The organism is Tsukamurella sp. PLM1, assembly GCF_023168325.1.
In the GTDB taxonomy this organism is placed as follows: Bacteria; Actinomycetota; Actinomycetes; order Mycobacteriales; family Mycobacteriaceae; genus Tsukamurella.
This window is the reverse complement of the sequence record NZ_AP025688.1, coordinates 1,838,722-1,863,080: the sequence shown is the minus strand read 5'-3', so window position 1 is coordinate 1,863,080 and position 24,359 is coordinate 1,838,722. Positions and strand designations below refer to the sequence as shown.

Annotated in this window: 19 protein-coding genes and 6 pseudogenes; 7 read left to right on the top strand and 18 right to left on the bottom strand. The window is 70.7% G+C overall.

All coding sequences use genetic code 11. From position 1 onward, the window contains the following. Positions 1–43: 43 nt before the first annotated feature. On the top strand, positions 44–886 hold the full coding sequence (locus MTP03_RS09660) for an alpha/beta fold hydrolase (RefSeq protein WP_305852791.1): 843 nt from the start codon (positions 44–46) through the stop codon (positions 884–886). On the opposite strand, the gene MTP03_RS09655 is transcribed toward MTP03_RS09660, so the two are convergent. The 13 genes and pseudogenes from MTP03_RS09655 to MTP03_RS09595 form a co-directional block, all read right to left on the bottom strand. After that, positions 883–2,397: a long-chain fatty acid--CoA ligase gene (locus MTP03_RS09655; RefSeq protein ID WP_248491743.1), complete on the bottom strand. Its 1,515-nt coding sequence runs from the start codon at positions 2,395–2,397 to the stop codon at positions 883–885. The genes MTP03_RS09660 and MTP03_RS09655 overlap by 4 nt on opposite strands. Positions 2,398–2,413: 16 nt before the next feature. Further along, positions 2,414–3,377: pseudogene (locus MTP03_RS09650) on the bottom strand (phosphotriesterase); the annotation flags it as partial. 22 nt (positions 3,378–3,399) lie between these two features. Further along, a complete protein-coding gene (locus tag MTP03_RS09645; RefSeq protein ID WP_248491742.1) occupies positions 3,400–4,503 on the bottom strand; it encodes an acyl-CoA dehydrogenase family protein in 1,104 nt (367 codons plus the stop codon). Then, the gene (locus tag MTP03_RS09640; protein ID WP_248491741.1) at positions 4,500–5,687 is read right to left on the bottom strand and encodes an acyl-CoA dehydrogenase family protein; all 1,188 of its coding nucleotides are present in this window, start codon (positions 5,685–5,687) and stop codon (positions 4,500–4,502) included. The genes MTP03_RS09645 and MTP03_RS09640 overlap by 4 nt, the downstream gene beginning before the upstream one ends. After that, a complete protein-coding gene (locus MTP03_RS09635; protein WP_248491740.1) occupies positions 5,684–6,913 on the bottom strand; it encodes an acyl-CoA dehydrogenase family protein in 1,230 nt (409 codons plus the stop codon). Before MTP03_RS09635 ends, MTP03_RS09640 begins: the two co-directional genes overlap by 4 nt. A 1-nt stretch (position 6,914) precedes the next feature. After that, positions 6,915–7,931, bottom strand: coding sequence for a phosphotransferase family protein (locus MTP03_RS09630; RefSeq protein WP_248491739.1), 1,017 nt, complete (start codon positions 7,929–7,931; stop codon positions 6,915–6,917). Continuing rightward, entirely contained in the window at positions 7,931–8,383 is a 453-nt protein-coding gene (locus MTP03_RS09625) for a MaoC family dehydratase (protein WP_248491738.1), read from the bottom strand. Before MTP03_RS09625 ends, MTP03_RS09630 begins: the two co-directional genes overlap by 1 nt. Before the next feature lie 11 nt (positions 8,384–8,394). After that, a pseudogene (locus MTP03_RS09620) lies at positions 8,395–9,146 on the bottom strand (SDR family oxidoreductase). 26 nt (positions 9,147–9,172) lie between these two features. Then, on the bottom strand, positions 9,173–9,835 hold the full coding sequence (locus MTP03_RS09615; RefSeq protein WP_248491737.1) for an HAD family phosphatase: 663 nt from the start codon (positions 9,833–9,835) through the stop codon (positions 9,173–9,175). Continuing rightward, positions 9,832–10,821 carry an NADPH:quinone oxidoreductase family protein gene (locus tag MTP03_RS09610; protein WP_248491736.1) on the bottom strand — a complete coding sequence of 330 codons (990 nt, stop codon included), beginning with the start codon at positions 10,819–10,821 and terminating at the stop codon, positions 9,832–9,834. Before MTP03_RS09610 ends, MTP03_RS09615 begins: the two co-directional genes overlap by 4 nt. Further along, positions 10,818–11,624, bottom strand: a complete 807-nt coding sequence (locus tag MTP03_RS09605; protein WP_248491735.1) for an SDR family oxidoreductase — start codon at positions 11,622–11,624, stop codon at positions 10,818–10,820. Before MTP03_RS09605 ends, MTP03_RS09610 begins: the two co-directional genes overlap by 4 nt. 4 nt (positions 11,625–11,628) lie before the next feature. Further along, on the bottom strand, positions 11,629–12,384 hold the full coding sequence (locus MTP03_RS09600; RefSeq protein ID WP_248491734.1) for an SDR family oxidoreductase: 756 nt from the start codon (positions 12,382–12,384) through the stop codon (positions 11,629–11,631). Beyond that, positions 12,384–13,601, bottom strand: coding sequence for an acetyl-CoA C-acetyltransferase (locus tag MTP03_RS09595; RefSeq protein WP_248491733.1), 1,218 nt, complete (start codon positions 13,599–13,601; stop codon positions 12,384–12,386). Before MTP03_RS09595 ends, MTP03_RS09600 begins: the two co-directional genes overlap by 1 nt. A 173-nt stretch (positions 13,602–13,774) precedes the next feature. Here MTP03_RS09595 and MTP03_RS09590 point away from each other — a divergent pair, with 173 nt between their 5' ends. Together MTP03_RS09590 and MTP03_RS09585 are read left to right on the top strand one after the other, a co-directional pair. Continuing rightward, entirely contained in the window at positions 13,775–14,380 is a 606-nt protein-coding gene (locus MTP03_RS09590) for a TetR/AcrR family transcriptional regulator (protein WP_248491732.1), read from the top strand. 30 nt (positions 14,381–14,410) lie between these two features. After that, positions 14,411–15,567 (top strand): annotated as a pseudogene (locus MTP03_RS09585) (acyl-CoA dehydrogenase family protein). Here MTP03_RS09585 and MTP03_RS09580 read toward each other — a convergent pair. From MTP03_RS09580 to MTP03_RS23590, 3 genes are read right to left on the bottom strand one after another with little or no spacing between them, the layout of a single operon-like run. Further along, a complete protein-coding gene (locus MTP03_RS09580) occupies positions 15,568–17,793 on the bottom strand; it encodes a M13 family metallopeptidase (RefSeq protein WP_248491731.1) in 2,226 nt (741 codons plus the stop codon). A gap of 43 nt (positions 17,794–17,836) precedes the next feature. Beyond that, positions 17,837–18,229: an EamA family transporter gene (locus MTP03_RS23595; protein ID WP_371820935.1), complete on the bottom strand. Its 393-nt coding sequence runs from the start codon at positions 18,227–18,229 to the stop codon at positions 17,837–17,839. Then, a complete protein-coding gene (locus tag MTP03_RS23590; protein ID WP_371820934.1) occupies positions 18,133–18,717 on the bottom strand; it encodes a DMT family transporter in 585 nt (194 codons plus the stop codon). The genes MTP03_RS23595 and MTP03_RS23590 overlap by 97 nt, the downstream gene beginning before the upstream one ends. A 163-nt stretch (positions 18,718–18,880) precedes the next feature. Here MTP03_RS23590 and MTP03_RS09570 point away from each other — a divergent pair, with 163 nt between their 5' ends. Next, positions 18,881–19,096, top strand: coding sequence for a hypothetical protein (locus MTP03_RS09570; protein ID WP_248491730.1), 216 nt, complete (start codon positions 18,881–18,883; stop codon positions 19,094–19,096). A 59-nt stretch (positions 19,097–19,155) separates the two neighbouring features. On the opposite strand, the pseudogene MTP03_RS09565 reads toward MTP03_RS09570, so the two are convergent. After that, positions 19,156–20,845, bottom strand: a pseudogene (locus MTP03_RS09565) (DEAD/DEAH box helicase). Between the two features lie 299 nt (positions 20,846–21,144). Between MTP03_RS09565 and MTP03_RS09560 the strand changes: the two are divergent. Continuing rightward, a pseudogene (locus tag MTP03_RS09560) lies at positions 21,145–22,208 on the top strand (YihY/virulence factor BrkB family protein). A gap of 4 nt (positions 22,209–22,212) precedes the next feature. Here MTP03_RS09560 and MTP03_RS09555 read toward each other — a convergent pair. Further along, positions 22,213–22,449, bottom strand: coding sequence for a DUF3039 domain-containing protein (locus MTP03_RS09555; RefSeq protein WP_248491729.1), 237 nt, complete (start codon positions 22,447–22,449; stop codon positions 22,213–22,215). Between the two features lie 38 nt (positions 22,450–22,487). Between MTP03_RS09555 and MTP03_RS09550 the strand changes: the two genes are divergently transcribed. Together MTP03_RS09550 and MTP03_RS09540 are read left to right on the top strand one after the other, a co-directional pair. After that, the gene (locus MTP03_RS09550; RefSeq protein WP_248491728.1) at positions 22,488–22,823 is read left to right on the top strand and encodes a DUF3099 domain-containing protein; all 336 of its coding nucleotides are present in this window, start codon (positions 22,488–22,490) and stop codon (positions 22,821–22,823) included. Further along, positions 22,824–24,312, top strand: a pseudogene (locus MTP03_RS09540) (methyltransferase). The last annotated feature ends 47 nt before the right edge of the window (positions 24,313–24,359 follow it).

Sequence of the window (24,359 nt, the reverse complement as noted above, 5' to 3'; positions counted from 1 at the left end):
TCCACGCCTGGATCTACGCGCCGGTGCGGCCACCCGCGCGATCGTGCAGGTGATCCACGGGCTCGGCGAGCACTCCCGCCGCTACCTCCGCCTGATCACGACCCTGCTCGACGCGGGGTTCGTCGTTGCGGCGCACGACCATGCGGGCCACGGCGCGACCGCGATGAACTCGGGCGTGTGGGGCGACGCGGGCGACGGCGCGGACCGCGTGCTGGTGGCCGACGCCGCCGCGCTGCGCGCCACGGCCCGCGAGATGTATCCGGACCTGCCGTACATGGTCTTCGGGCACTCGATGGGATCGATGATCGCGCGCGGGCTCGTCGCTCAGGAGCCCGAGGGCGTCGACGGCCTGATCATGTGCGGCATCGCCGCCCAGATCTCCGGGATCGACGGCGTGGTGGATCGGACCGCTCTCGCCGCGGAGCCCGACCAGGCCGGGCCGGCGCCGGCGCACTACGTGGTGGACCTGTTCGACGGCTTCGTGTCCCGATTCGGCGCGGACGCCGGCCCGACCGACTGGGTAGCACGCGACGCGGACGTGGTGCGCGACCATGCCGTCGACCCGTTCAACAACTTCGGCGCCCCGATGTCGGTCCGCTTCCTCCGCGGCTTCATCGACCTCTACGACACCGCGAACGGCGAGTCGTTCTACGCCGCACTGCGGCCGCAGACCCCGGTCCTGATTCTCGCGGGCGACCAGGATCCGGTGACCAACTACGGCGAGGGCGCCTACCACGTGGCGAACGCCCTCGTCGCATCCGGCCACCCGGATGTCCGCACGCGCGTCTATCCCGGCGTGCGCCACGAGGTGCACAACGAGCCCGAGACCCGCGACGACGTGGCCGCCGAGGTCGTCGGGTTCGTCGAGCGGGTGCTCGGCGGCTAGCCGCGCAGCTCCCGCTTGAGGATCTTCCCGGTGCCGCCCTTGGGCAGCTCGTCCAGGATGTGGACATCCCGGGGGTACTTGTAGGCGGCGAGCCGGTCCCGGCTGAACGCGATGATCGCCTCGGCGTCCGCGGTCGAGCCCGGGCGCAGCACGACGAACGCCACGACCTCCTCACCGAGCCGCTCGTCGGGGCGGCCCACGACCGCGGCCTCGACGACGTCGGGGTGGGCGTAGAGCACCTCCTCGACCTCGCGCGGGTACACGTTGTAGCCGCCGCGGATGACGAGGTCCTTGAGCCGGTCGACGATGAAGAAGTAGCCGTCCTCGTCGCGGTAGCCGAGGTCGCCCGTGTGCAGCCAGCCGCGGCGCAGGGCTTCGGCGGTCGCCTCGGGCCGCTTGTAGTAGCCCTTCATCACATTGTGCCCGCGGACCACGATCTCGCCGATGTTGTCCTCCCCGGGCGGGAGTTCGGCACCGTCGGGATCGACGGCCCGCATCTGCACGCCCCAGATCGGCTTGCCGATCGAGAGCACCTTGCGCTGCTCGGCGCTGATGTTGAAGGTCGCGGTCGACGCGGTCTCGGAGAGGCCGTAGCCCTCCAGGATCGCCAGGCCGGGGAACTTCTCCTCGAATGCCCGGATCACCTCACCGGGGATCGACGCGCCGCCCGAAACCGCGGCGCGCAGGCTGGAGACGTCGCGGCCGGCGAGCTCGACACCGAGGAGCGCCACGTACATCGTGGGCACGCCGGAGAGAACGGTGACACGCCGGCGCGCGATGACGTCGACGACGGCCTCGGCCTCGAAGCGCGGCACCAGTGCCACGGACCCGCCGTAGCGGACCGCGGCGTTGAGCACGCTCGAGAGCCCGAAGACGTGGAACAGCGGCAGCGCGCCGAGCGCCACGTCGTCGTCCCGCATCCCGAACAGCTGCGGCGCGATGGTGCAGTTCATGTACAGCTCGAAGTGGGTGAGCTCGGCGCCCTTCGGCCGGCCCGTCGTCCCCGAGGTGTACAGCAGGACCGCGGTGTCGTCGGAAGCCGTCGGATGGATCTCGCCGGTGTCCGGCTCGGCGAGCAGGTCGGAGAACGGTGCGGCGCCCTCGGGCGTCGGCGCGCCCAGCGGTACCACCAGCACGTCCCGCACCCCGGCCTCGGACGCACCCGCGAGCGCGGCGGCCGCCGAGAAATCGGAGGCGACGAGCACCTTCGCGTCGCTGTCCTCGAGGTGGTACGCCACCTCCCTCGCGGTGAACAGCGGGTTCAGCGGCACCATCGCCAGTCCCGCCTTGAGGATGCCGAAGTACAGCAGGACGAACTCGGGCAGGTTGGGCAGTTGCACCGCCACCTTGTCGCCCGGCTCCAGCCCGCGCGCGAGCAGTGACGCCGCGACGCGGCCCGACTGCTCGTCGACGTCGCGGTAGGCGATCTCCCGGTCGCCGGCGAACAGCAGCGGCGCCGCGGGGGCGGCCAGCGCCGACTCCCGCAGCATGATCGCGAGATTGAAGGACATGCCTACTCCCCGCCAGGACGCGCCGGGGCACGGAGACCAGCATGGTGTCGATCTGATCCTGAGTGACGCCGCGCTCGAGGACGTACGGGAACACGTCCTCGAAGACGTGCGTGTAGTGCCACTGGAGCATGCCCGCCTTGACGTTCGGGTCGATCCAGTCGATGTAGCACGAGGCGTCCTGCGACAGCACGATCTTCTCCGTGTAGCCGCGGCGCACCATCTCGATGAGCGTCTCGTTGCGCGCCTCGAAGGTGGTCTCCAGGTTGATGCCGAAACGGTCGAAGCCCAGCGTGAAGCCGGCGTCGGCCAGCGCCGAGAGGTGAGCGACATCGGTGGAATCCCCACTGTGCCCCAGCACGATCCGGCTCGGGTCCACCCTCCTCGTCGCACATGACCTGCTTCACCAGCAGACCCGTCTCGGAGCCCGGGTGGGTGTGCACGGTGATCGGCACGCCGGTGGCGTTGTGCGCCTTGGCGACCGCGCGCATCACCCGCTCGACTCCCTCGGTCAGGCCGTGATGGTCGATGGCGCACTTGAGCATGCCGGCCTTCACGCCGGTGTCGGCGATGCCCTGCTCGATGTCGCGAACGAACATGTCCACCATGGGATCCGGGAAGTCGATACCCGTCATGGCGGTGAGCGCGGGGCCGCGGTACATGAAGTACCGCGGCACGTCGCGGTACGTGTAGACGCCCGTCGCCGCGACGATCCGCACCGGCGTGCGCTCGGCGACCCGCTGGATCCGCGGGATGTAGCGGCCGAGGCCCACCACCGTCGGGTCGACGATGGTCCGCACGCCGGCGTCGTAGGCCTTCTGCAGTTGCGCGACGGCGTCGTCCACCCGGGCGTCCTCGTCGCCGAAGTCCTCCGGATAGTTCTGCTGGATGTCCGGGGTGAGCACGAAAACGTGTTCGTGCATGAGGGTGACGCCGAGGTCGGCGGCATCGACGTCTCCGGTGACGGTGTGGACGACTCCCATGATTCCTACTTTCCGACGGTGTCTACTTCTCGGGCGGGCGGTTTCGCTCAGGCGGGAGGTCGATCAGGCCCGCGAGCGCGGCGCGGTGCCGCCCCGCGGTTCCGAGTCCGATCTGGTCCGCCTTGGCGCGCTTGAGGTACAGGTGCACCGGCGCCTCCCAGGTCATGCCGATGCCGCCGTGCAGCTGCACCGCCTCCTCAGCGGCGCGCACGGCCAGGTCGGAGCAGTACGCGGCGGCCACGGCCACGGCGATCGCCGTCTCCGGGTCCTCCGGCCCCAGCTCGGCCAGCGTGACGGTCGCCGACCGCGCCGCCGCGGCAGCCGATTCCGCGTCCGCGTACAGCTCGGCCAGGCGGTGCTTGATGGCCTGGAATCCGCCGACGACACGCCCGAACTGCTTGCGCTGCTTCAGATACTCGACCGTGGCGGCAACGCACCAGCGGGCGACGCCGGCCTGCTCCGCGGCGAGGAGCGCGGCGCCGGTGAGCAGTCCCGCGCGGACGGCGGCGGCACCGTCGGCGGACAGCAGCGTGCCTTCGGCACCGTCGAAGGTCACGTCCGCGACCTGCCGCGTCATGTCCAGCGACGACACCGGCGTGATCCGGACCTGTACGGCGTCGAACGAGTACAGGGCCCCGTCGTCCCCCAGAGCGAGCAGCAGGTCCGCACCGATCGCGCCCGCCACCGATCGAACGGTGGTCGTGCGGCCCGCCACCGGGAACCCCGCGAGCATCCCGTGCGGGTCCACGGAGAACGGGACGAGCAGCGCGGCCGTCCGTTCGCCGGACGCGAGAGTCGCCGCGAGATCGTTCGCGCCGGCGGCCACGACGACAGTCGCCGCGATACCGGCGGAGGTGAGGAACGACGAAGCCGCGCAGGCGGATCCGAGTTCCTCCGCGACCCCGCCCGCAACCGCGGCTCCGGCGTCCGCTCCGCCGTGTTCCTCGGGGACCAGCAGGCCGGCGACGCCCATCTCGGCGAGATCCACGTCGATCCCGGGCGCCCGAGATCCGTCGTACGCCGCGATCAGGTCCAACGGTGCCGTCCGCTTCGCCAGCAGATCGGCGACCGCGGCGCGGAGGTCGTCCTCCACGTCGGTCGGTAGCAGGTGCGGGGTGAAGCTCATTTGGGCACGTCCTTCCACGGCAGGTCCTTGTCGACCCGGTGCTCCGGCGGCAGGCCTAGTACGCGCTCCGCCACGATGTTCTTGAGGATCTCCGAGGTACCGCCCTCGATGGAGTTGCCCTTGGCGCGCAGGTACCGGTACCCGGCGTCGCGGCCGTAGAAGTCGACCCGGTCGGGGCGGACCATCGTCCAATCGCCGTACCGCAGGCCGTCCGCGCCGAGCAGCTCCAGCTCGAGGCCGGAGAGCTTCTGGTTGAGCCGCGCGAAGGAGAGCTTCATCGCCGCGCCCTCGGGACCGGGCTGGCCCGACGCCAGCTTCTGCCCCAGCCGGGTGGCAGTGACGCGAGCGACCTCGCTGTCCACCCACAGGCGCAGCAGGTCGTCGTGCAGGTCCGGCGTGCGCAGCTCGGGCCGCTCGCGCCAGGTCTTCGCGACGACGCCGATCATGCCGTCCTCGCGCTGCGCCGCGCGGCCGCCGATGGCGACGCGCTCGTTGTTGAGCGTGGCGTTCGCGACCTGCCAACCCTGCCCCACCGCACCGAGGCGGTGCGCGTCCGGGATGCGGACACCTTCGAGGAAGACCTCGTTGAACTCCGCCTCGCCGGTGATCTGCCGCAGCGGCCGCACGTCGATGCCCGGGTCGGACATGTCGCACAGGAAGTACGTGAGGCCCTTGTGCTTCGGCTGATCCGGGTCGGTGCGAGCCACCAGGATCGCCCACTGCGCGTTGTGCGCTCCGGACGTCCAGACCTTCTGGCCGGTCACTATCCAGTCGTCACCGTCGCGCACGGCCCGCGTCGCCAGCCCCGCCAGGTCGGAGCCGGCGCCGGGCTCGCTGAACAGCTGGCACCAGATCTCCTCACCCGTCCAGAGCGGACGCAGGAAGCGGTCGATCTGTTCGGTGGTGCCGAAGGAGAGGATCGTCGGCGCGGCCATGCCGAGGCCGATCCCGTTCACGTGGCTGCGGTTGTCCGGCGCACCGGCCGCGGCGAACCGTTCGTCGACGGCCCGCTGCAGCGACCGGGACAGGCCGAGGCCGCCGCGCCCCTCGGGGTAGGCGACCCAGGCCAGGCCCGCGTCGTACCGGGCGCGCAGGAACTCCAGCGGATCTGTTGCGGCCGGCGGGTGGGCGGCGAGGAACTCGTCGACCCGCCGCTCCAGCTCCGCGGCGCCCGGCGCCGTCACCGCGCGTGCCTCGCGGCCTGCTTCTTCAGCTCGGCGCGCGCCAGGCTGTTCTTGTGCACCTCGTCGGGGCCGTCGGCGAAGCGCAGCGTGCGGATGCCCGCGTAGGCCTCGGCGAGCGAGAAGTCCTGCGACAGACCGCCCGCGCCGTGTGACTGGATCGCCTTGTCGAGGATCCACTGCACCGTCTGCGGGGTGGCGATCTTGATCGCCTGGATCTCGGTGTGCGCGCCGCGGTTGCCCACGGTGTCCATCAGCCAGGCGGTCTTGAGCACCAGCAGTCGCAGTTGCTCGATCCGCACTCGGGACTCCGCGATCCAGTCCCGGATCACCCCCTGCTCGGACAGCGGCTTGCCGAACGCCGTGCGGCCGGAGACCCGGTCGCACATCATCTCGACGGCCCGCTCGGCGACGCCGATCGACCGCATGCAGTGGTGGATCCGGCCCGGCCCGAGGCGGGCCTGCGCGATGGCGAAACCGTCGCCCTCCTCGGCGATCAGGTTGCTCGCGGGAACGCGGACGTCGGTGAAGCGGAGCTCGGCGTGGCCGCCGTGACTGTGGTCGTCGTAGCCGAAGACCTCCATGCCGCGCAGCACCTCGAGGCCGGGGGTGTCCCGCGGCACCAGGATCTGCGACTGCTGGCGGTGCCGCTCGGCGTCGGGCGCGGTCTTACCCATGACGATGAAGATCGCGCAGTTCGGGTTCATGGCGCCCGTGATCCACCACTTGCGCCCGTTGATCACGTACTCGTCGCCGTCGCGGACGATCGACAAGCCGATGTTGGTGGCGTCCGAGCTGGCCACGTCGGGCTCGGTCATCGCGAAGGCCGAGCGGATCTCGCCGTTCAGCAGCGGCGTGAGCCACTTCTCCTTCTGCTCCGCGGTGCCGAACTCGTTGAGTACCTCCATGTTCCCTGTGTCCGGGGCGGCGCAGTTGAACACGGCCGGCGCGAGATGCAGGCTGCGGCCCGTGATCTCGGCGAGCGGTGCGTACTGCAGGTTGGTCAGCCCGGCACCGTTCTCCCCGGGCAGGAAGAAGTTCCAGAATCCGCGGCTGCGGGCCTCCGTCCGAAGCTCCTGCAGCACGGGGACACTGTCCCAGGCCCAACGGTCGTCCAGCTCGGTCAGCTGGCGATGGAAGGTCTCCTCCGCCGGGTACACGTGGCTGTCCATGAAGTCGTTGACCTGCCCGATCAACTCCTGTGTCTTGGCGTCGTACGCGAATTCCATGTCAGTTCTCCTTGAGTGCCGAAAGCCCGGCGTCGAGCAGCGGATCCACGGCGGCGCCGGCCTCCGCGAAGCCCTCGCCCACGGTCTGGCCGTTGACGTAGCGGTAGTGGATGCCCTCGACGATGCCGGCGAGCTTGAAGCTGGCGAGGGCGATGTAGAAGCCGAAGTCCCCGAGGTCGCGGCTGGACGCCGCGGCGTAGCGGTCGATGATCTGCTGCTCGCTGAGGAAGCCGGGGGCTTCCGTCACATCGCTCACCGTGGTTGCGGAGAGCTTCGCGAGGCGGCCGTAGACCACCATCAGCGCGAGATCGGTCAGCGAGTCGCCGATGGTCGCGAGCTCCCAGTCGATGACGGCGGCGGGCAGGTCGGCGGGCGACACGAGCACGTTGTCCAGCCGGTAGTCGCCGTGGACGATGCCCGGCGCGGAGTCGGCCGGGACCCGCGCGGAGAGCGCGCGATACAGCTCGTCCACCTTCGGTAGGTCGCGGGTCTTCGCCGCCTGGAACTGCTTGTTCCACCGCCCCACCTGCCGGCCGAGGAAGCCCTCGGGCCTGCCGTAGTCAGCGAGGCCCACGCTCGCCGGATCCACGTGGTGCAGGTCGACGAGGGTGTCGACGAGGCGTTCCGAGATGGCCCGGGTGCGCGCCTCGCCGAGGGCGACGAGCTCGCTCGCACGCCGGTAGGGCACACCGTCGATCTCGCTCATGACGTAGAACGGAGCGCCCAGCACCTCGGGGTCGTCGCAGAACGCGTACATGACCGGCACGGGCACACCCGTGCCGCCGAGGGCCGACATCATGCGGTACTCGCGGCTCATGTCGTGGGCCGTCGCCAGGAGCTTGCCGACCGGCGGGCGGCGCAGGATCCAGGACGAGGCACCGTCGGAGATGCGGTACGTGAGGTTGGACTTGCCGCCCGCCACGAGGACGGCGGAGAGGTCGGACCCCGCGCCCTCGACGTGCTGCGGGAGCCAGCGGCCGAGGACGTCGAGGTCGAGCCCCGGGTGCTGCTCGCTCATCAGAACACCACCACCGAGACGGTCTCGGCGACGCAGGCGGGGCGATCGCCGCCCTCGCGCTCGATCGTCACCCGGGCCACGACCTGCTGCCCGCCGCCACCGGGGGTCACCGAGACCAGCTCGACCCCCGCCCGGACGCGCGAGCCCACCGGCACCGGCGAGGGGAAGCGGATCTTGTTGGCGCCGTAATTCACTCCCATCTTCGTGCCCTCGACGGTGTAGATCTGCCACACCAGCATCGGGATGAGCGAGAGCGTGAGGTAGCCGTGCGCGATGGTCGCGCCGAACGGACCGTCCTTCGCGCGCTCCGGATCGACGTGGATCCATTGGTGATCGCCCGTCGCCTCGGCGAACAGGTCGATCCGCTGCTGGTCGATCTCGAGCCAGTCGCTGTAGCCGAGGTGCTCGCCGACGGCCGCCTGCAGCTCCTCGAGTCCGTTGAGTACCCGCATGTCCGCGCCGCCTACGCCTTGGGCCCGCCGGCCACGTACATGACCTGGCCGGAGACGTAGCCGGCGCCCTCGCTGGCGAAGAAGCTGACGGCGTGGGCGATGTCGGCGGGCGCGCCGACCCGCTGAACGGGGTCTCCTTGGCGACGGCCGCCTTGAAGTCCTCGAAGGTGACGCCCATCCGCTCGGCGGTGGCCTGGGTCATCTCGGTGGCGATGAAGCCCGGTGCCACGGCGTTGGCGGTCACGCCGAACCGGCCGAGCTCGAACGCCAGGGTCTTGGTGAACCCCTGCATGCCGGCCTTGGCGGCGGAGTAGTTGGCCTGGCCGCGGTTGCCGAGCGCCGACGTCGACGACAGGTTGACGATGCGGCCCCAGCCCTCCTTAGTCTGGTGCTTCTGCACCTCGCGGGACATGAGGAAGGCGCCGCGCAGGTGCACGTTCATCACCGAATCCCAGTCCCCCGTGGTCATCTTGAACAGCAGGTTGTCGCGGATGATGCCGGCGTTGTTCACCAGGATGGTCGGCGCACCGAGCTCGTTCGCGACGCGCTCCACGGCGGCGACCACCTTCTCCTCGTCGGCCACGTCGGCGCCGACGCCGATGGCCTTGCCGCCGGTGGCGTTGATCCCGTCCGCGACCTCCCGGCAGGCGGCCTCGTCGAGATCGAGGACCGCGACGGCGTGACCGTCGGAGGCGAGGCGGCGGGCCACCTCGGCGCCGATGCCGCGGGCGGCTCCGGTGACGATGGCGATGCGCTGGGTCATGTGAACTCCTTGTATGTGAATAGGTTTCAGGCGAGCGCGGGGACGAGGTCCCGCAGCGCCGCCCGGGTGGTACCGGGGTCGACGTGGTGCACGCCGTGGATGCCGAGGCGCGCGGCCCCGTCGAGGTTGGGGACGGCGTCGTCGATGAACGCCGCGCGCTCGGGCGACACGCCGATCCGGTCGAGGGCGAGGTGGAAGATCGCGGGATCGGGCTTGCGCAGCCCGACTTCCTCGGAGATCACGACCGCGGCGAACAGGGCCGCGAGACGATCCTTCGGGTACGCCGTGCCGCCGCCCCAGCTGTTGGAGACGAGGGCGACGGTGACGCCCGCCGAACGCAGGTCGGCGGCGAGCTCCCACATGGCCGGGTCGTCCTCGACGCGGGCGAACATCCTGCGCAGCACGCCGTTCGGGTCGACCGGGGCGCCGCTGCGGGTACGCAGCGCCGCCGCGAACGCGGCGTCGAACTCGGCCTCCGGCAGGTCGCCGGTCTCGAGCCGGTGGATCGGGCTGCCCGCCTCGGCGTCGCGGCCGAGCCACGCTTTGAGGGTGGCGGTGAAGAACTCGGGCACGATGTCCTCGTCGGCGATCCAGGCCCTGATGCTGTGCCGCATCGGCACCGTGAGGACGCCTCCGTAGTCGAAGAGCACGGCGTCCACCTCGCGGCCCTCCGCGGGGTTCTCGGTCATGCGTCCGCCTGGTAGACGACGCGACCCACGGTCGTCCCGTCCGCGAGGCGCTGCAGGCCGTCGGGGACGGCGTCGAACGGGAGCCGCTCGGACACCAGCGGATTCACCAGGCCCCGATCGGCGAGAGCGGTGAGCTCGGCGTGACACTGCCGCACGGCCGCCGGGTCGAACCGGTTGTACAGGCCCCAGTGCAGGCCCACGATCGAGTAGTTCTTGATGAGCGCGTGGTTGAGCGCGGCCTCCTGGATGGCGCCGCCGGCGAAGCCGATCACGAGGATCCGGCCCTCGAACGCGATGCACTTGGTGGAGCGCTTGTAGGTGTCGCCGCCCACCGGGTCGTAGATCACGTCGGCGCCACGGCCGCCGGTCTCCGCCTTGACGACCTCGACGAAGTCCTGGGTGTGCCGGTCGATCACCACGTCGGCGCCCAATGCGCGGGCCACCTCGGCCTTCGCCTCGCCGCCGACGACGCCGATGACCTTCGCGCCGGCGGCCTTGCCGAGCTGGATGGCGGCGCTGCCCACACCGCCCGCCGCCGCGTGCACGAGCAGGGTCTCGCCGGCCGCGAGGTTCGCGCGGCGGTGCAGGCCGAACCAGCCGGTCTGGTAGCCGATGAAGAGCGACGAGGCCTGCGCGTCGTCGAGCGAGGCCGGCGCCGCGAACGTCTCGGCGGCGTTCATCACGGCGTACTCCGCGAACCCGCCGAAGGGCAGCGCGGCGCCGCCGAGCACGCGGTCGCCGGGAGCGATGCCGTCGACGCCCTCGCCGACGGTCACCACCTCGCCGCACAGCTCCACGCCCGGCGTGAACGGCAGCTCCGGCTTGACCTGGTACAGGCCGCGGCACATGAGCACGTCGGGGAAGTTCGCGGCGGTCGCCAGCGTGCGGACCACCACCTGGCCGGGGCCCGGTGTGGGCACGTCCGACGCCGCCTCCCCCAGTACCGCGAGCGGCTCACCGAGTTCGGATACCTGCCAGGCCCTCATGCGCTGTGCTCCTTCGCGTCCAGCCGCTGCTGCAGCTTGTTCATGCCGCCGATCCACCGGTCGGTGCCGGTGGCGCGGGCGGCGTAGTAACCCGCGACCTCGGGGTGCGGGAGAATCAGGAAATCGTCTCCGGCCAGGGCGTCGACGGCCTGCTCAGCCACCTGCTCGGCGGTGAGCGCGGTGTCGTGACTGAGCAGGTCCTTGAGCGGGCCGGACTCGTCGAGCATCCGCGTCTGCACGCCCTGCGGGCAGATCGCCTGCACGACGATGCCGCGGTGCCGGTAGGTGACCGACAGCCACTCCGCGAACGCGACGGCCGCGTGCTTGGTCACCGAGTACGCGGGGGCGCCGAGCATCGTCAGCAGCCCCGCGGCCGAGGCGGTGACCACGAACCGGCCACCGCCCGCGGCCGACCACTCGGGCACCAACAGGCGGGCAGCCCGCACGTGCGCCATCACGTTGACCTGCAGGGACAGGTCCCAGTCGGCCTCGGTCGCGTCGAGGCCGCGACCGCGGTCGACCCCCGCGTTCGCGTACCACGCGTCGATCGCGCCGAGCTCGGCGCGCGCCGCGGCGACGAGCGCGGCGACGCCGTCCTCGGACGCGGCGTCGCCGGGGACGGCGAACGCCGTCCCGCCGGCCGCGGTGATCGCGGCGACGGTGCGCGCGGCACCGTCGGCATCGATGTCGGAGACCACGACGCGGGCGCCCCTGGACGCGAGCGCGCGGGCCAGCGCCGCCCCGATTCCGTTGCCGGCGCCGGTGACGACGACGCCCTTGTCGCGAGGGTCGAATGCCGCCATCCGACTAGACCCCGCCGGTGAGCAGGACGCCACCGTCGACGGTGAGCGTCTGGCCGGTCATCCAGGCCGCGTCGTCGGACAGAAGGAACGCGACGACCGAGCCGATGTCGTCCGGAACGCCGAGCCGCTTGAGCGGGTAGGCCGCCGAGACCTGCTCCTCGCGGCCCTCGTACAGGGCCGTGGCGAACCGGGTCTTGACGACCGCCGGGGCGACGGCGTTGATGCGGATGTCCGGGCCGAGCTCGACGGCGAGCTCCTCGGTCAGGTGGATGACGGCGGCCTTGGAGACCCCGTAGAAGGCGATACCGGGCGCGGGACGCAGGCCGGCGACGGAGCCGACGTTGACGATGGCGCCGCCGTGCTCCTTCTGCCACGCCGCGTAGACTTTCTTGGTCCAGGACAGCGTGGAGAGCACGTTGACCTCGAAGATCTTGCGCGCGGCCGCGACGTCGAGATCCATCAGTGGGCCGAAGACCGGGTTGATACCGGTGTTGTTGACGAAGAAGTCGGCGCTGCCGAAACGGTCGATCGCGGTCGCGATCGTCTCGTCCTGGTGGGCCGCGTCGTCACCGGATCCGGCGACCGCGACGGCGACGTCGGGCCCGCCGAGCTCGGCCACCGCGGCGTCGAGCGCGTCCTGCTTCCGGGCGGTGATCACGACCTTGGCGCCGTCCGCGACCAGCCGCCGCGCGATCGCGAGCCCGATGCCCCGGCTGGCGCCGGTGACGATCGCGGTCTTGTTCTCGAACCGGGCGCTCATCAGCTGAGCCGCTCGATGATCATGGCCATGCCCTGACCGCCGCCGACGCACATCGTCTCCAGGCCGAACTGCTTGTCGTGCCAGGCCAGAGAGTTGATCAGCGTGCTGGTGATGCGCGCCCCGGTCATGCCGAACGGGTGGCCGACGGCGATGGCGCCGCCGTTGACGTTGACCTTGTCCTCATCGATCCCGAGGTCGCGCACGGACGGGATGACCTGCGCGGCGAAGGCCTCATTGACCTCCATGAGGTCGATGTCGCCGATGGACATCCCGGCGCGAGCGAGCGCCTGCTTCGACGCCTCGACCGGGCCGAGGCCCATGATCTCGGGCGACAGGCCGGTGACACCGGTGGAGACGATGCGGGCGAGCGGGGTCAGGCCGAGTGCCTTGGCCTTCTCGTCCGACATGATCACCACGGCCGCCGCGCCGTCGTTGAGCGGGCAGCAGTTGCCCGCCGTGACGGTGCCGTCCGGGCGGAAGACGGGCTTGAGCCCGGCGATGCCCTCGTAGGTGACGCCGGCGCGCGGACCGTCGTCCTTGGCGACGACGGTGCCGTCGGCGAGCGTGACCGGGGTGATGTCCTTCTCCCAGAAGCCCGAGGCGATCGCGGCCTCGGCGCGGTTCTGGCTGCGCACGCCCCACTCGTCCTGGTCGCGCCGGCTGACGTTCTTGAACTGCGCGACGTTCTCGGCGGTCTGCCCCATCGCGATGTACACGTCGGGCAGGAGGCCGGACTCGCGCGGGTCGACCCAGGTCCTACCGCCCTGGGCGAACTCCGCGGTGCGCGCCTCGGCGTCGCCGAAGAGCGGGTTCTTGGTGTCCGGCAGACCGTCGGCGTTGCCCTTGACGTAACGGCTCACGGTCTCGACGCCGCCCGAGAGGAACACGTCACCCTCGCCGGCCTTGATCGCGTGGAACGCCATCCGGGTGGTCTGCAGGCTGGAACTGCAGTAGCGGTTGACGGTGACGCCGGGCAGGTGGTCGAGGCCGGCCTCGACGGCGACGGCGCGCGCGATGTTGAAACCCGACTCGCCCGCGGGCTGGCCGCAGCCGAACATGAGATCGTCGATGTCGCGTGGGTCGAGCTGCGGCACCTTGGCGAGCGCCGCGCGCACCATCTGGACCGACAGGTCGTCGGGCCGCACGTCCTTGAGCGAGCCCTTGGCGGCGCGCCCGATCGGGGACCGCGCGGTGGCGACGATGACGGCTTCTGGCATGAGGACCTCCGAGTTCGACTGACTTCCGAGCAACCTGACTAAGCGCTCGCTTAGCGGTGTAGCATCTACTCTGCACCAATGAGAGCCAGTCGTCAATCGACGGACCGGCGTGGCTCACTTCACACTAGGTGAGCGCCACCGCGCCGGTGCGCGAAAGCAGAACAGGAGCGGCGATGCCGGAGCCCGACCCCCAGTCCCGCGCTGACGCCACCCGGGCACGACTTCTGTCGGCTGCCGCGGAGGCCTTCGCCGAGCGCGGCTTCCACGGCACCACGACCCGGGACATCGCCGGTGCCGCCGGCATGAGCCCCGCCGCCGTTTACGTGCACTACAAGTCGAAAGAGCAACTACTGCACCAACTCTCGGTCGTAGGGCATCAGCGGATCCTGGACGTGCTCCGTGAGGTCGACGACGCCGAACGCTCCCCCGCCGAGCGGCTCTCGGCCGCGCTGCGCGCCTTCGCCACCCACCACGCCTCCGCGCACACCAGTGTGCGCGTGGTGAACTACGAGCTCGAAGCACTGACCGAGGAACACCGTGCCGAGGTCGTCGCGCTGCGGCGGGAGATCACGCGGCGCATCCGCACCATCGTCGACGCGGGCGTCGAGGACGGTTCGTTCGACACCCCCGATCCGGGCATGGCGACCATCGCGGTGCTCTCGAGCGGCATCGACATCGGCCGCTGGTACCACGACGGCGGCCCGATCACCCCCGAGCGGATCGGGGACTTCTACGCAGACCTGGCCCTGCGCACCGTCGGTGCGCGCAGACTGGCCTGACACCGGACCGGACAACGAAGGAGAACCACCATGCGCCGTACCGTCTACACCGAGGACCACGAAGCCTTCCGCGACACGCTCCGCTCGTTCATCGAGGCGGAGGTCGTGCCGCACTACGACGAGTGGTACGAGGCGGGGATCGTGCCGAAGGACTTCTACCGCAAGCTCGGCGAACTGGGCGTGTTCGGGATCGAGGTGCCCGAGGAGTACGGCGGCGCCGGCATCGAATCGTTCAAGTATCAGGCCGTGATCAGCGAGGAACTCGCCCGCGCCGGGGTCTCGTTCGGCGGTTCCTCGGTCCACATCGCGCTGTGCCTGCCGTACCTCACCGGCCTCGCGACCGACGAGCAGAAGAAGCGCTGGCTGCCCGGGATGGCCGCGGGTGAGATGATGTTCGCCATCGCCATGACCGAGCCCGGCACCGGTTCCGACCTCGCGGGTATGAAGACCACCGCCAAGCTGTCCGACGACGGCACGCACTACGTGCTCAACGGCGCGAAGACGTTCATCACCGGCGGCGTCAACGCCGACCGGGTGATCGTGTGCGCCCGTACCGCTCCCCGAAGGACGACGACCGCCGCTTCGGCATCTCCCTGTTCGTGGTCGACACCGCTCTGGACGGCTACGCCGTGGGCCGCAAGCTCAGCAAGATCGGACTGAAGACCTCGGACACCGCCGAGCTGTCGTTCACCGACGTCAAGGTCCCCGTGGAGGATCTGCTCGGCGAGGAGAACAAGGGCTTCTCGTACCTCGGCCAGAACCTGCCGCAGGAGCGCCTGTCGATCGCCGTGGGCGCCTACGCCCAGGCGTCCGCCGCCGTCCGCTTCGCGCAGGCCTACACCCAGGACCGCAACATCTTCGGCAAGTCCGTCGCATCGTTCCAGAACACCAAGTTCGAGCTCGCCGCGTGCAAGGCGAAGGTCGACGCGATGGAGTCCAGCGTGGACCGCGGCCTCGAGCTGCACGACGCCGGCGAACTCACCGCGGCCGACGCCGCCTCGCTCAAGCTGTTCTGCACCGAGGCGGCCTCGGACGTGATCGATCGCTGCCTGCAGCTGCACGGCGGATACGGGTACATCAACGAGTACCCGATCGCCCGCCTCTACGCCGACAACCGCGTGAACCGCATCTACGGCGGCACGTCCGAGGTGATGCGCTCGATCATCGCCAAGGACATGGGTTTGTAGTCACCAGACCCGTACGCGGTCCTTCGGGTCCAGCCACTCCCGGTCTCCGGGGCGCACGCCGAAGGTGTCGGCGAAGGCGCCCACGTTCTTGACCACCTGATTGGCGCGGAACTCGTTGGGCGCGTGCGGGTCCGTGGCCAACGATTGGATCGCGGACGCCTCGCGCGCCTTGTTCCGCCAGATCCGGCCCCAGCTCAGGAACAGCGCCGTCAGGTCCGGGCCGGCGGCGGGCGCGGCACTCGCGCTCGCCCCGCCCGACGGTGCCGCGCTCGCCGACGGTGCGCCGCTCGCCCGGGCCGCCCCCTCGGTCCCCGGATCGTGGTTCGCGACCGCGATCCGGTACGCCGCGACGGCGATCGACAGCCCACCGAGGTCCGCGAGGTTCTCGCCCACGGTGAGTCCGCCGTTGACCGTGTTCTCGGGCGGCAGCCCGGCCGGTACCAGCGCGTCGTACTGGGCGATCAGCGCCTTCGTGCGCTTGTCGAACTCGGCCCTGTCGGCCGGCTCCCACCAGTCCTCGAGGTTGCCGTCACCGTCGTACTTCGCACCCTGATCGTCGAACGCGTGGCCGATCTCGTGCCCGATCACGGCGCCGATACCACCGTAGTTCACGGCCGCCTGCGCGTCGGGCGAGAAAAACGGCGGCTGCAGGATCGCCGCGGGGAACACGATCTCGTTCATCCCGGGGTTGTAGTAGGCGTTCACCGTCTGCGGGGTCATCAGCCACTCGCCCCGGTCCACCGGCTTCGTGAGTTTGCCCAGCATATGGGCGTTCTCGAACTCGCCGGACGCGCGGACGTTGGCGACGATCGACTTCCCGTCGGTCTTGAGGTCGCCGTAGTCGCGCCACTGGTCGGGGTAGCCGATCTTGGTGCGGATCTTCTCGAGCTTGGCGGCCGCGGCCCGGCGGGTCGCCGGTGTCATCCAGTCGAGCTCGGCGAAGCTCGCGCGATAGGCGCTCCGCAGGTTGTTGACGAGCTGCTCGGCCTGCTGCTTGGCGTCGGCCGGAAAGTGTCTCTTGACGTACAGCTCGCCCAGGGCCTCGCCGAGCGCCGCCTCGACCGCGCCGACCCCGCGCTTCCAGCGCTCGGTCTGCTTCTCGGTGCCGCGCAACGTCTTCGAGTAGAAGTCGAAGTTCGTGGTGACGAAGGGCTCGGACAGGTACGCCGCGTACGCGCGGACCACCTGGATGCGCGCGTGGTCCTTGAGCGTGTTCAGGTCGGTGTCCGCCCAGAGCTTCGCGGCGGCGGTGAGGAAGCTCGGCTGCGCCACGACCACGGTCTTCGCATCCTCGGTCTTGATCCCCACGGCCCGAGCCCAGCGGTCCCAGTCGTACCCGGGCGCGAGCTTCGTCAGCTCCGCCCACGGGTACGGGTTGTAGGTCGCGGTCGCATCGCGCGAACGCACCCGGTCCCAGTGCCCCTTCGCCACCGACGTTTCGAAGGCCAGCACCCGCGCCGCCACCCCGGGCGCGTCGGCGAGCCCCGCCAGCGCGGCCACCTTCTCCAGGTAGGCGCGGTACTTGTCGCGCGCCTCGGCGTACTTGGCGTCGCGGTAGTACGCCTCGTCCGGCAGGCCGATGCCCGATTGGACGAAGTTGAGCACGTACTTCGACGAGTCCTTCTGATCCGTGTCCACGTAGTACCCCACGAGGCCGGAGACGCCCTGCTTCTGGTGGCCGCCGGCCGCGTCAAGGAGCGCGGCCTTGTCGCCCGCCTGGTCGATCGCGTCGAGGTCGGGTTTGATCGGGTCCGCACCGGCCGCGTCGATCCGCGTGGTGTCCATGAACGAGTCGTAGACGTCGCGGATCTTCGCCTCGTTGCTCCGGGTGCGCGGGTCCTTGATCGACTCGATGATCGCCTTGAGCTGGGCCAGCGCCCGATCCGAGAGGTCGGTGAAGGTGTTGAACGACGCCTTGTCGGCGGGGATCGTGAAGCCGTCGTACCACGCACCGTTCACGTGCCGGAACAGGTCGTCCTGCACCCGCACGCCCGGCGCGGCGCCCGACAGATCGGGTCCGGTCAGCGGCTTCGGCGGCGCACTTGAGGCCGACGGTGCGCCACCGCCCGGCGCGCTGACGCCGCACGCGGCGAGCACGCCGGTCCCGGCCAGGACACCGAAACCCGCGAGGAACCGTCGGCGGTTGAAGCCACCCGTGGGCAACCCGAACGGGTCGCGATCGGGGCGCGGGGGGTGGACGGACGAGTGATCGGCACCGGGGTTCATGGTCGAGAATCTAACCCGATTTCGCGCCGGGAGGTGTGAATGACTAACTACCCGCGTCCGGCTCGTCGCGGCCGCGGGACGCATCGCGCGAGGTCGCGGCGATCGCGATCACCACGAGTGCGATCCCCACCGCCTCGAGCCATCCCGGCCGCTGGCCGAGCATCACGGCACCGACGGCGGTGGCGGTCACCGGAAGCAGCGCGAGCAGCAGAGCGAACCGCGCCCGCCCGACGCGGGTCAGGACCACCTGGTCCAGCGCGTACGGCACCACCGAGCTGAGCAGGCCCAGGCCGAGGCCGAGGACCCACACCTCCCAGCTCGCGAACGCCTCCGGGCGAGTCACGACGTCGAACCCGAGACCGGGTACCGCGAGTACGAGCGCGCCCGCGGCCAGGCCCACGCCGAGGCCCTCGATCCCGCCGCCGGCGTCCGCCACGCGCTTGCCCAGTACGATGTAGCCCGCCCACAGGGCCGCGGCGAGGAGCGCGCGACGCCGAGGGCACCGTCGGCCCCGGAGACGCCGCCGACGTTGACCCCCGCCACGGACACGACCCCGATCAGAGCACCGGCCGCGGCAAGCAGGTCGAGGTGGCGGCGCGAGCCCACCACCGCGACGGCGATGGGCCCGAGGAACTCGATCGCGACGGCCGTGCCGAGGTCGATGTGGGCGATGGCCGTGTAGAAGGCCATGTTCATCAGCACGGTGACGGTGCCGAACAGCGCGGCGGCGCGCAGGCGGGCGGCCGACCAGTTCGCGCGCCGGGGACGCAGCGCGACGAGCAGGATGATGCCGGCCCCGGCGCCGCGCAGCCACGCCACGGCGACGGGCGAGAGATGCTCGAAGAGTCCGACGCCCAAAGACGCGCCCACATACTGGCTGATCGCCCCGATCACGAACATCGCGGGGATCAGGAGTGCGGTCACCCCGACCACCCTAGGCACCGCACCGCACAGGGCGCCCGCCGATATTCGCGGCGGTGTTCACCCTCGGAGAACATGCGGGTCACCTCCCGGGTTCGGTGGAACAAATGGGTACCCTCGAACGTATAAAGAGATGTAAGAACGGTTCGCAAGGAACGGAGGAGTCATGACCAACACAGTCACTTCAGAAGCCCCCGCAGGCGAGGCTTTCGCTCCGCTCACCGCGTCCGACCGTTGCGATCGTTGCTCGGCGGCCGCCCAGGTTCGCGCGGTGCTGCCGTCGGGGTTCGAGCTGTTGTTCTGCAGCCACCACTACACCGAGCACAGCGCGAAGCTGGAGGCGCAGGGCGCCACGATCGTGCAGGCCCCGGCAGCCGTCTGACGGCTGCCTGTTCGACGGCGCGGCGCACCCGCCCTACTTCCGGGTGCGCCGCGCCGTCGTCATTTCCAGGTGCGCAGGGCGGCGATCCGTTCGCGGAGTTGATCGGCGGTGGCCATCGCGGTCACCGGCCCGCCCAGCTTGCTGCGCAGTTCGTTGTGCACCACGCCGTGCGGCTTCCTGTCCGGTGATGGTGCATCGCCACCAGTGAGTTGAGCTCTCGACGCAGGGCCGACAACTGCGCGCCCGCGGTGGCCCGCTCCTCGACCTGCGGCGGCGGAGTCGGCTTCTCCTCGACCGCCGAGCGCGCGCCGACCTGCTCCTTCTGCCGCTGCTGCAGCAGCGCCCGCATCTGCTCCGCGTCGAGCAGCCCGGGCAGTCCGAGGTAGTCCGCCTCCTCCTCGCTCCCCGAGAACGTCGCGGTGCCGTACGAGGAACCGTCGTAGATCAGTTGGTCCAGCTCGGCGTCGGCGTGGAGGGAGACGAACGCCTTCTCCTCCTCGCCGGGCTCGTCCTTCTGTTTGTTGGCGTCGATGAGCAGCGCGTCGTCGAGGCCGTCGGATTCCCGGTGCGGCTTGCCCAACACGTGATCGCGCTGCTCCTCGAGCTTCGAGGCCAGGTCAAGCAGCACGGGGACCGACGGCAGGAATACGCTGGCAGTCTCCCCCGGCACCCGGTTCCGCACGAACCGGCCGATCGCCTGCGCGAAGAACAGCGGCGTCGACGCACTGGTGGCGTAGACACCCACCGCGAGGCGCGGGACGTCCACGCCCTCCGACACCATGCGGACGGCGACCATCCACTTGTCGGTGCTCTCGGAGAACGCGCTGATCCGCTTCGACGCGGTCGGGTCGTCCGACAGCACCACCGTGACCTTCTCGCCGCTGATCTCCTCGAGGAGTTCCGCGTAGTCGCGGGCCGTGGACTGATCGGTGGCGATCACGAGGCCCCCCGCATCGGGCATGGCCCGGCGCAGTTGGTCCAGACGAGTGTTCGCGGCCTGCAGCACCGCGGGGATCCAGTCGCCGTGCGGGTCGAGCGCCGTGCGCCAGGCCCGCGCCGTCTGCTCCTTGCTCAGCGGCTCGCCGAGCCGGGCCGTGAACTCCTCGCCCGCGCTGGTGCGCCAGCTGGCCTGGCCGGAGTAGGCGAGGAACACCACGGGCCGCACCACGCCGTCGGCGAGCGCATCCGAATAGCCGTAGACGTGGTCCGCCTTGGAACGCTGCCCTCCGCCGGCCTCCGGCTCGTAGGTGACGAACGGGATCGGATTGTCGTCGCTGCGGAACGGGGTACCCGTGAGCGCGAGCCGCCGGGTGGCGCCCTCGAAGGCCTCCCGGACGCCCTCGCCCCAACTCTTCGCGTCGCCCGCGTGGTGGATCTCATCCAGGATCACCAGCGTCTTGTAGGCGGTGGTGCGCGCATGGTGCTTGTACGGGTGCATGCCGACCTGTGCGTACGTGATCACGACGCCGTCGAAGTCCGACGAGGTGGCCCCCGACGAGTTGCTGAAGTTGGGATCGAGGTTGATGCCGTTGCGCGCCGCCGATTCCGCCCACTGGTACTTCAGGTGCTCGGTCGGCGCGACCACGGTCACCCGCTCGACGGTGCGGTCCGCCAGCAGCTCAGCGGCGACGCGCAGCGCGAACGTGGTCTTGCCGGCCCCGGCGTGGCCACAGCGAGGAAGTCCTGGGGCTTGGCTGTCAGGTACTTCGTGAGCGCACGGCGCTGCCAGACACGAAGTGAAGCCGCCATCAGAAAAGCACCCCTAAACGCGAAGAGAAGCCCGCCCGGCGCGGTGTACCTCGGCGCGAGCAGGTCGATCGTGAACCCTGGAGGAGTCTACTCGCAACACGCGGCGGTCCCGGTCCCGGCGCGATCGGCGCTGGTGGGGAAGACTGGACCTCGATGGACGACGCGCACCCGACGCCGGGCAGCCGGCGCCCCGGCCCCGAGGGGCTCCGGGACCGGACGATCCAGGGCCGCACACCCGCGACCTGGATCGACCTCGGCGCGCCCCGCTCCCGGCCCGCGTGTGGGCGGTGGTCCGGGGAATGCCGCACGTCCTGTGGCGCACGATCGTCAAGTCCTGGGACGACTCGATCGTCGGTCAGAGCGCCCAGGCCGCGTTCTGGCAGACCCTCTCTCCCCGCCGCTGCTGCTGGGCCTGCTGGGCCTCACCGGCTACGTCGCCGGCTGGTTCGGCCCGGACACGATCGACGTCATCCACGACAAGATCCTCGCGGGCAGTTCGTCGGTGTTCACGCCGAGCGTCGTCGAGGAGATCATCAAGCCCACGGTCGAGGGCGTGCTGCAGCAGGGCCGCGGCGACGTGGTGTCGGTGGGCTTCATCATCGCGCTGTGGGCGGGCTCCTCGGCGTTGTCGTCGTTCGTGGACTCGATCTCCAAGGCGCACGACCAGCACACCGTGCGCAATCCCGTGCACCAGCGACTTTTCGCCCTGCTCCTGTACGTGGAGTTCCTGATCATCGCCGTGTTCACGCTCCCGCTCGTGGCGCTCGGCCCCACGCTGATCGTCAAGTACATCCCGGCCTCCTGGCACCCCGCCGTGGGCCGGCTGATCGACCTCGGGTACCTGCCGTTCGTCGTGCTCATGTTGGTCGGCGGGCTCGCCCTGCTGTACCGGCAGTCGCTGCCCCGGCCGCTGCCCTGGTACCGGCACGTGCCCGGCGCCGCGCTCGCCGCGCTGATCTTCCTCGTCGCATCGACGGGGCTGCGCGTGTACCTGTCCTGGATCTCGACGGGCCGCGGCTACTCCTACGGCGCGCTCGCCACCCCGATCGCGTTCCTGCTGTTCACGTTCTTCCTGGGGTTCGCGGTGATGGTGGGGGCCGAGTTCAACGCGGCGATGCAGACCCGCTGGCCCGCGCGGGAGATCCGCACCGATCAACTGCGCGGCTGGGTCGTCGAGCAGATGAAGGAGGCCGGGATCGACAATCCCGGCCAGTTGGCCGCGGAGGGACTGCGCCGCGCCACCGACCCCATCCGCCGGCGGCAGCGCTCCGAACAGGACGAGCCGGGCACCGTCGAACCCGCGGTACCGCGGCCCGCGCCGACCCCGCGCGCCGCACCGCCGCGCGGGGTGGAACAGCGGTGAGCCGCTACTTCTTCATCCGGTCGTAGATCTTCTTGCAGTCCGGGCACACGGGCGAGCCGGGCTTCGCCGACTTGGTGACGGGGAAGGTCTCGCCGCAGAGGGCGACGACGTAATTGCCCATCACCGCGGACTCGGCGATCTTGTTCTTCCGCACGTAGTGGAAGAACTTGGGACTGTCGTCGTCATTGCCTATGTCGGCGTCGGAATCGACGTCCGGCTTCTCCAAGGTCTTCGTGCTCATGACTTTCATTCTGCCAGGCGCGGTGGGACGATCGAAGAGTGGGAAACGATCAGGACGGCACGTACGTCATCACAGATGCGGAGGAGTCGTACGAGGAGCAGTACCGGCGCCGCGTGCGCCGCTACCTGATGATCATGGCCATCCGGATTCCCGCTCTCGTCATCTCGGCCTGGATCTATTCGGCCACCGGCAATTGGGTGATCGCGCTGGCGGTGCTCGGCGGGTCGATCCCGATCCCGTGGATCGCGGTGATCCGCGCCAACGACCGGCCGAAGAAGCGGCGTGGTGCCCCCGATCGGTTCACCCAGCGCAAGATGGACCGCCTCGCCCTGCAGGGCCACCCGATCACCACCGTCCCGGGGCACGGCGAGTAGGTGCTCCTCTCCCCCGCTCTGGTCCCGTTGTGTCGCAGGCTGGGGCCGGCGCTCGCCGCCGCCCGGTTCTTCGAGTCCGCCGTCGCCGACCGCACGGGCGACGCCTACGGCTGCCTGTCGCGCGGTGAGCCCGGCCCCGTCGAGGCGGCGGCCGCCGGGCCGGCGCCGCTCGACGTGTTGATCCGCTTGTTCCTCGCCGCCGCGCCCGTCGCGCGCCCAGGCCGACGGTGCGCTCGCCCCGGTCACCGTCGACGAGGCGATCGCGGCGGGGCTGCTCGAACCCGACCCCGACGCCCCTGAGCAGGTGCGGGCCGCGTTGAGCCTGCGGCCGCTGGACCTCCCGGGCGCACCGGGCGCGGGCACGCAGTGGTTCCTCTCCGACCTCGACGGGCTGATGCGCCCGCATTCGCAGCACCGCGAGCACGTGCTCGGCGTGGGCCACGCGTCCCAGTCGCTGCTGCGCGCCACGCCGCGCGAACGCGTGGGCACCGTGCTCGACCTGGGCACCGGCTGCGGCGTCCACGCGTGCGCCGCGACCCGCTTCGCGGACGCGGTGACGGCCACCGACGTCAGCGTGCGCGCCGCCGGATTCGCCGCAGCCTCCGCCGCACTCAACGGCGCCGGCGTCGAAGTGCTGACCGGGGACTGGTTCGCTCCGGTGGCGGGGCGCCGGTTCGACCTCGTGCTGGCGAACCCGCCGTTCGTGGTCGGCGAAGGCCGGGTCGAGCACACCTATCGCGACTCGGGGCTCGACCTGGACGGGGCGTCGGAGCTCGTGGTGCGCGGGGCGCCGGAACACCTGACCCCGGGCGGAACGGCGGCGTTGCTCGCATCGTGGGTGCACCGCGAGGGCGAGTCCTGGCAGTCGCGGGTGGCCTCGTGGCTGCCGGACGAGGGGGTCGCGGCGTGGGTGCTGCAGCGCGACGTGGCCGACCCCGCTCTCTACGTGGGGACCTGGCTGCGCGACGAGGGCCTCGATCCCCGCGTCGGTGCGGGCCGGGCCAAATCGGACCGCTGGCTGCGGCACCTCGCGGACGCGGGCGTGACGGGGATCGGCTTCGGATTCGTGTTCCTGCGCGCCGTGGACGGCCCGTCCGAGGTGGTCTGCGAGGAACTGGCCCACGCCTTCGAGGACCCGCTGGGCACGGAGGTGCCGGCGCACTTCGCGCGGATGGACCGGCTCCGGGACATCGACCTCGACGGTGCTCGCCCCGTCCTGGGCGACGACGTGGCGCTCGAGCGCGTCTCGGTGCCGGGCGTCGAGGGGTGGGACGAGGTCGCCGTCCGCGTGACTCGGATGTCCGGGCCGCGCTGGACCCACGACATCGACGAGGCCGGGGCACGGCTCCTCGCCGGCTGCACCGGCGCGCTCACCGTCGAGGACCTCGTCGTGCTGCTCGAGGTCGCCACCGGCGACGAAGGCCTTGCCGAGCCCGCGCACCGTCTGCTCGCCGACCTGCACCGTCACGGAGTCGTAACCTTCCTCTAAGCAACTTCTCAGAGCCGGTCCGCATTCACGCAGGTCAGGATCCGGGC

Coding starts and splice junctions, on each gene's coding strand:
- MTP03_RS09655 (WP_248491743.1), bottom strand. CDS start 2,397: ATGTCCTTCAATCTCGCGATCATGCTGCGGGAGTCGGCGCTGGCCGCC.
- MTP03_RS09645 (WP_248491742.1), bottom strand. CDS start 4,503: ATGAGCTTCACCCCGCACCTGCTACCGACCGACGTGGAGGACGACCTC.
- MTP03_RS09635 (WP_248491740.1), bottom strand. CDS start 6,913: ATGGAATTCGCGTACGACGCCAAGACACAGGAGTTGATCGGGCAGGTC.
- MTP03_RS09630 (WP_248491739.1), bottom strand. CDS start 7,931: ATGAGCGAGCAGCACCCGGGGCTCGACCTCGACGTCCTCGGCCGCTGG.
- MTP03_RS09625 (WP_248491738.1), bottom strand. CDS start 8,383: ATGCGGGTACTCAACGGACTCGAGGAGCTGCAGGCGGCCGTCGGCGAG.
- MTP03_RS09615 (WP_248491737.1), bottom strand. CDS start 9,835: ATGACCGAGAACCCCGCGGAGGGCCGCGAGGTGGACGCCGTGCTCTTC.
- MTP03_RS09610 (WP_248491736.1), bottom strand. CDS start 10,821: ATGAGGGCCTGGCAGGTATCCGAACTCGGTGAGCCGCTCGCGGTACTG.
- MTP03_RS09605 (WP_248491735.1), bottom strand. CDS start 11,624: ATGGCGGCATTCGACCCTCGCGACAAGGGCGTCGTCGTCACCGGCGCC.
- MTP03_RS09600 (WP_248491734.1), bottom strand. CDS start 12,384: ATGAGCGCCCGGTTCGAGAACAAGACCGCGATCGTCACCGGCGCCAGC.
- MTP03_RS09595 (WP_248491733.1), bottom strand. CDS start 13,601: ATGCCAGAAGCCGTCATCGTCGCCACCGCGCGGTCCCCGATCGGGCGC.
- MTP03_RS09590 (WP_248491732.1), top strand. CDS start 13,775: ATGCCGGAGCCCGACCCCCAGTCCCGCGCTGACGCCACCCGGGCACGA.
- MTP03_RS09580 (WP_248491731.1), bottom strand. CDS start 17,793: ATGAACCCCGGTGCCGATCACTCGTCCGTCCACCCCCCGCGCCCCGAT.
- MTP03_RS09570 (WP_248491730.1), top strand. CDS start 18,881: ATGACCAACACAGTCACTTCAGAAGCCCCCGCAGGCGAGGCTTTCGCT.
- MTP03_RS09555 (WP_248491729.1), bottom strand. CDS start 22,449: ATGAGCACGAAGACCTTGGAGAAGCCGGACGTCGATTCCGACGCCGAC.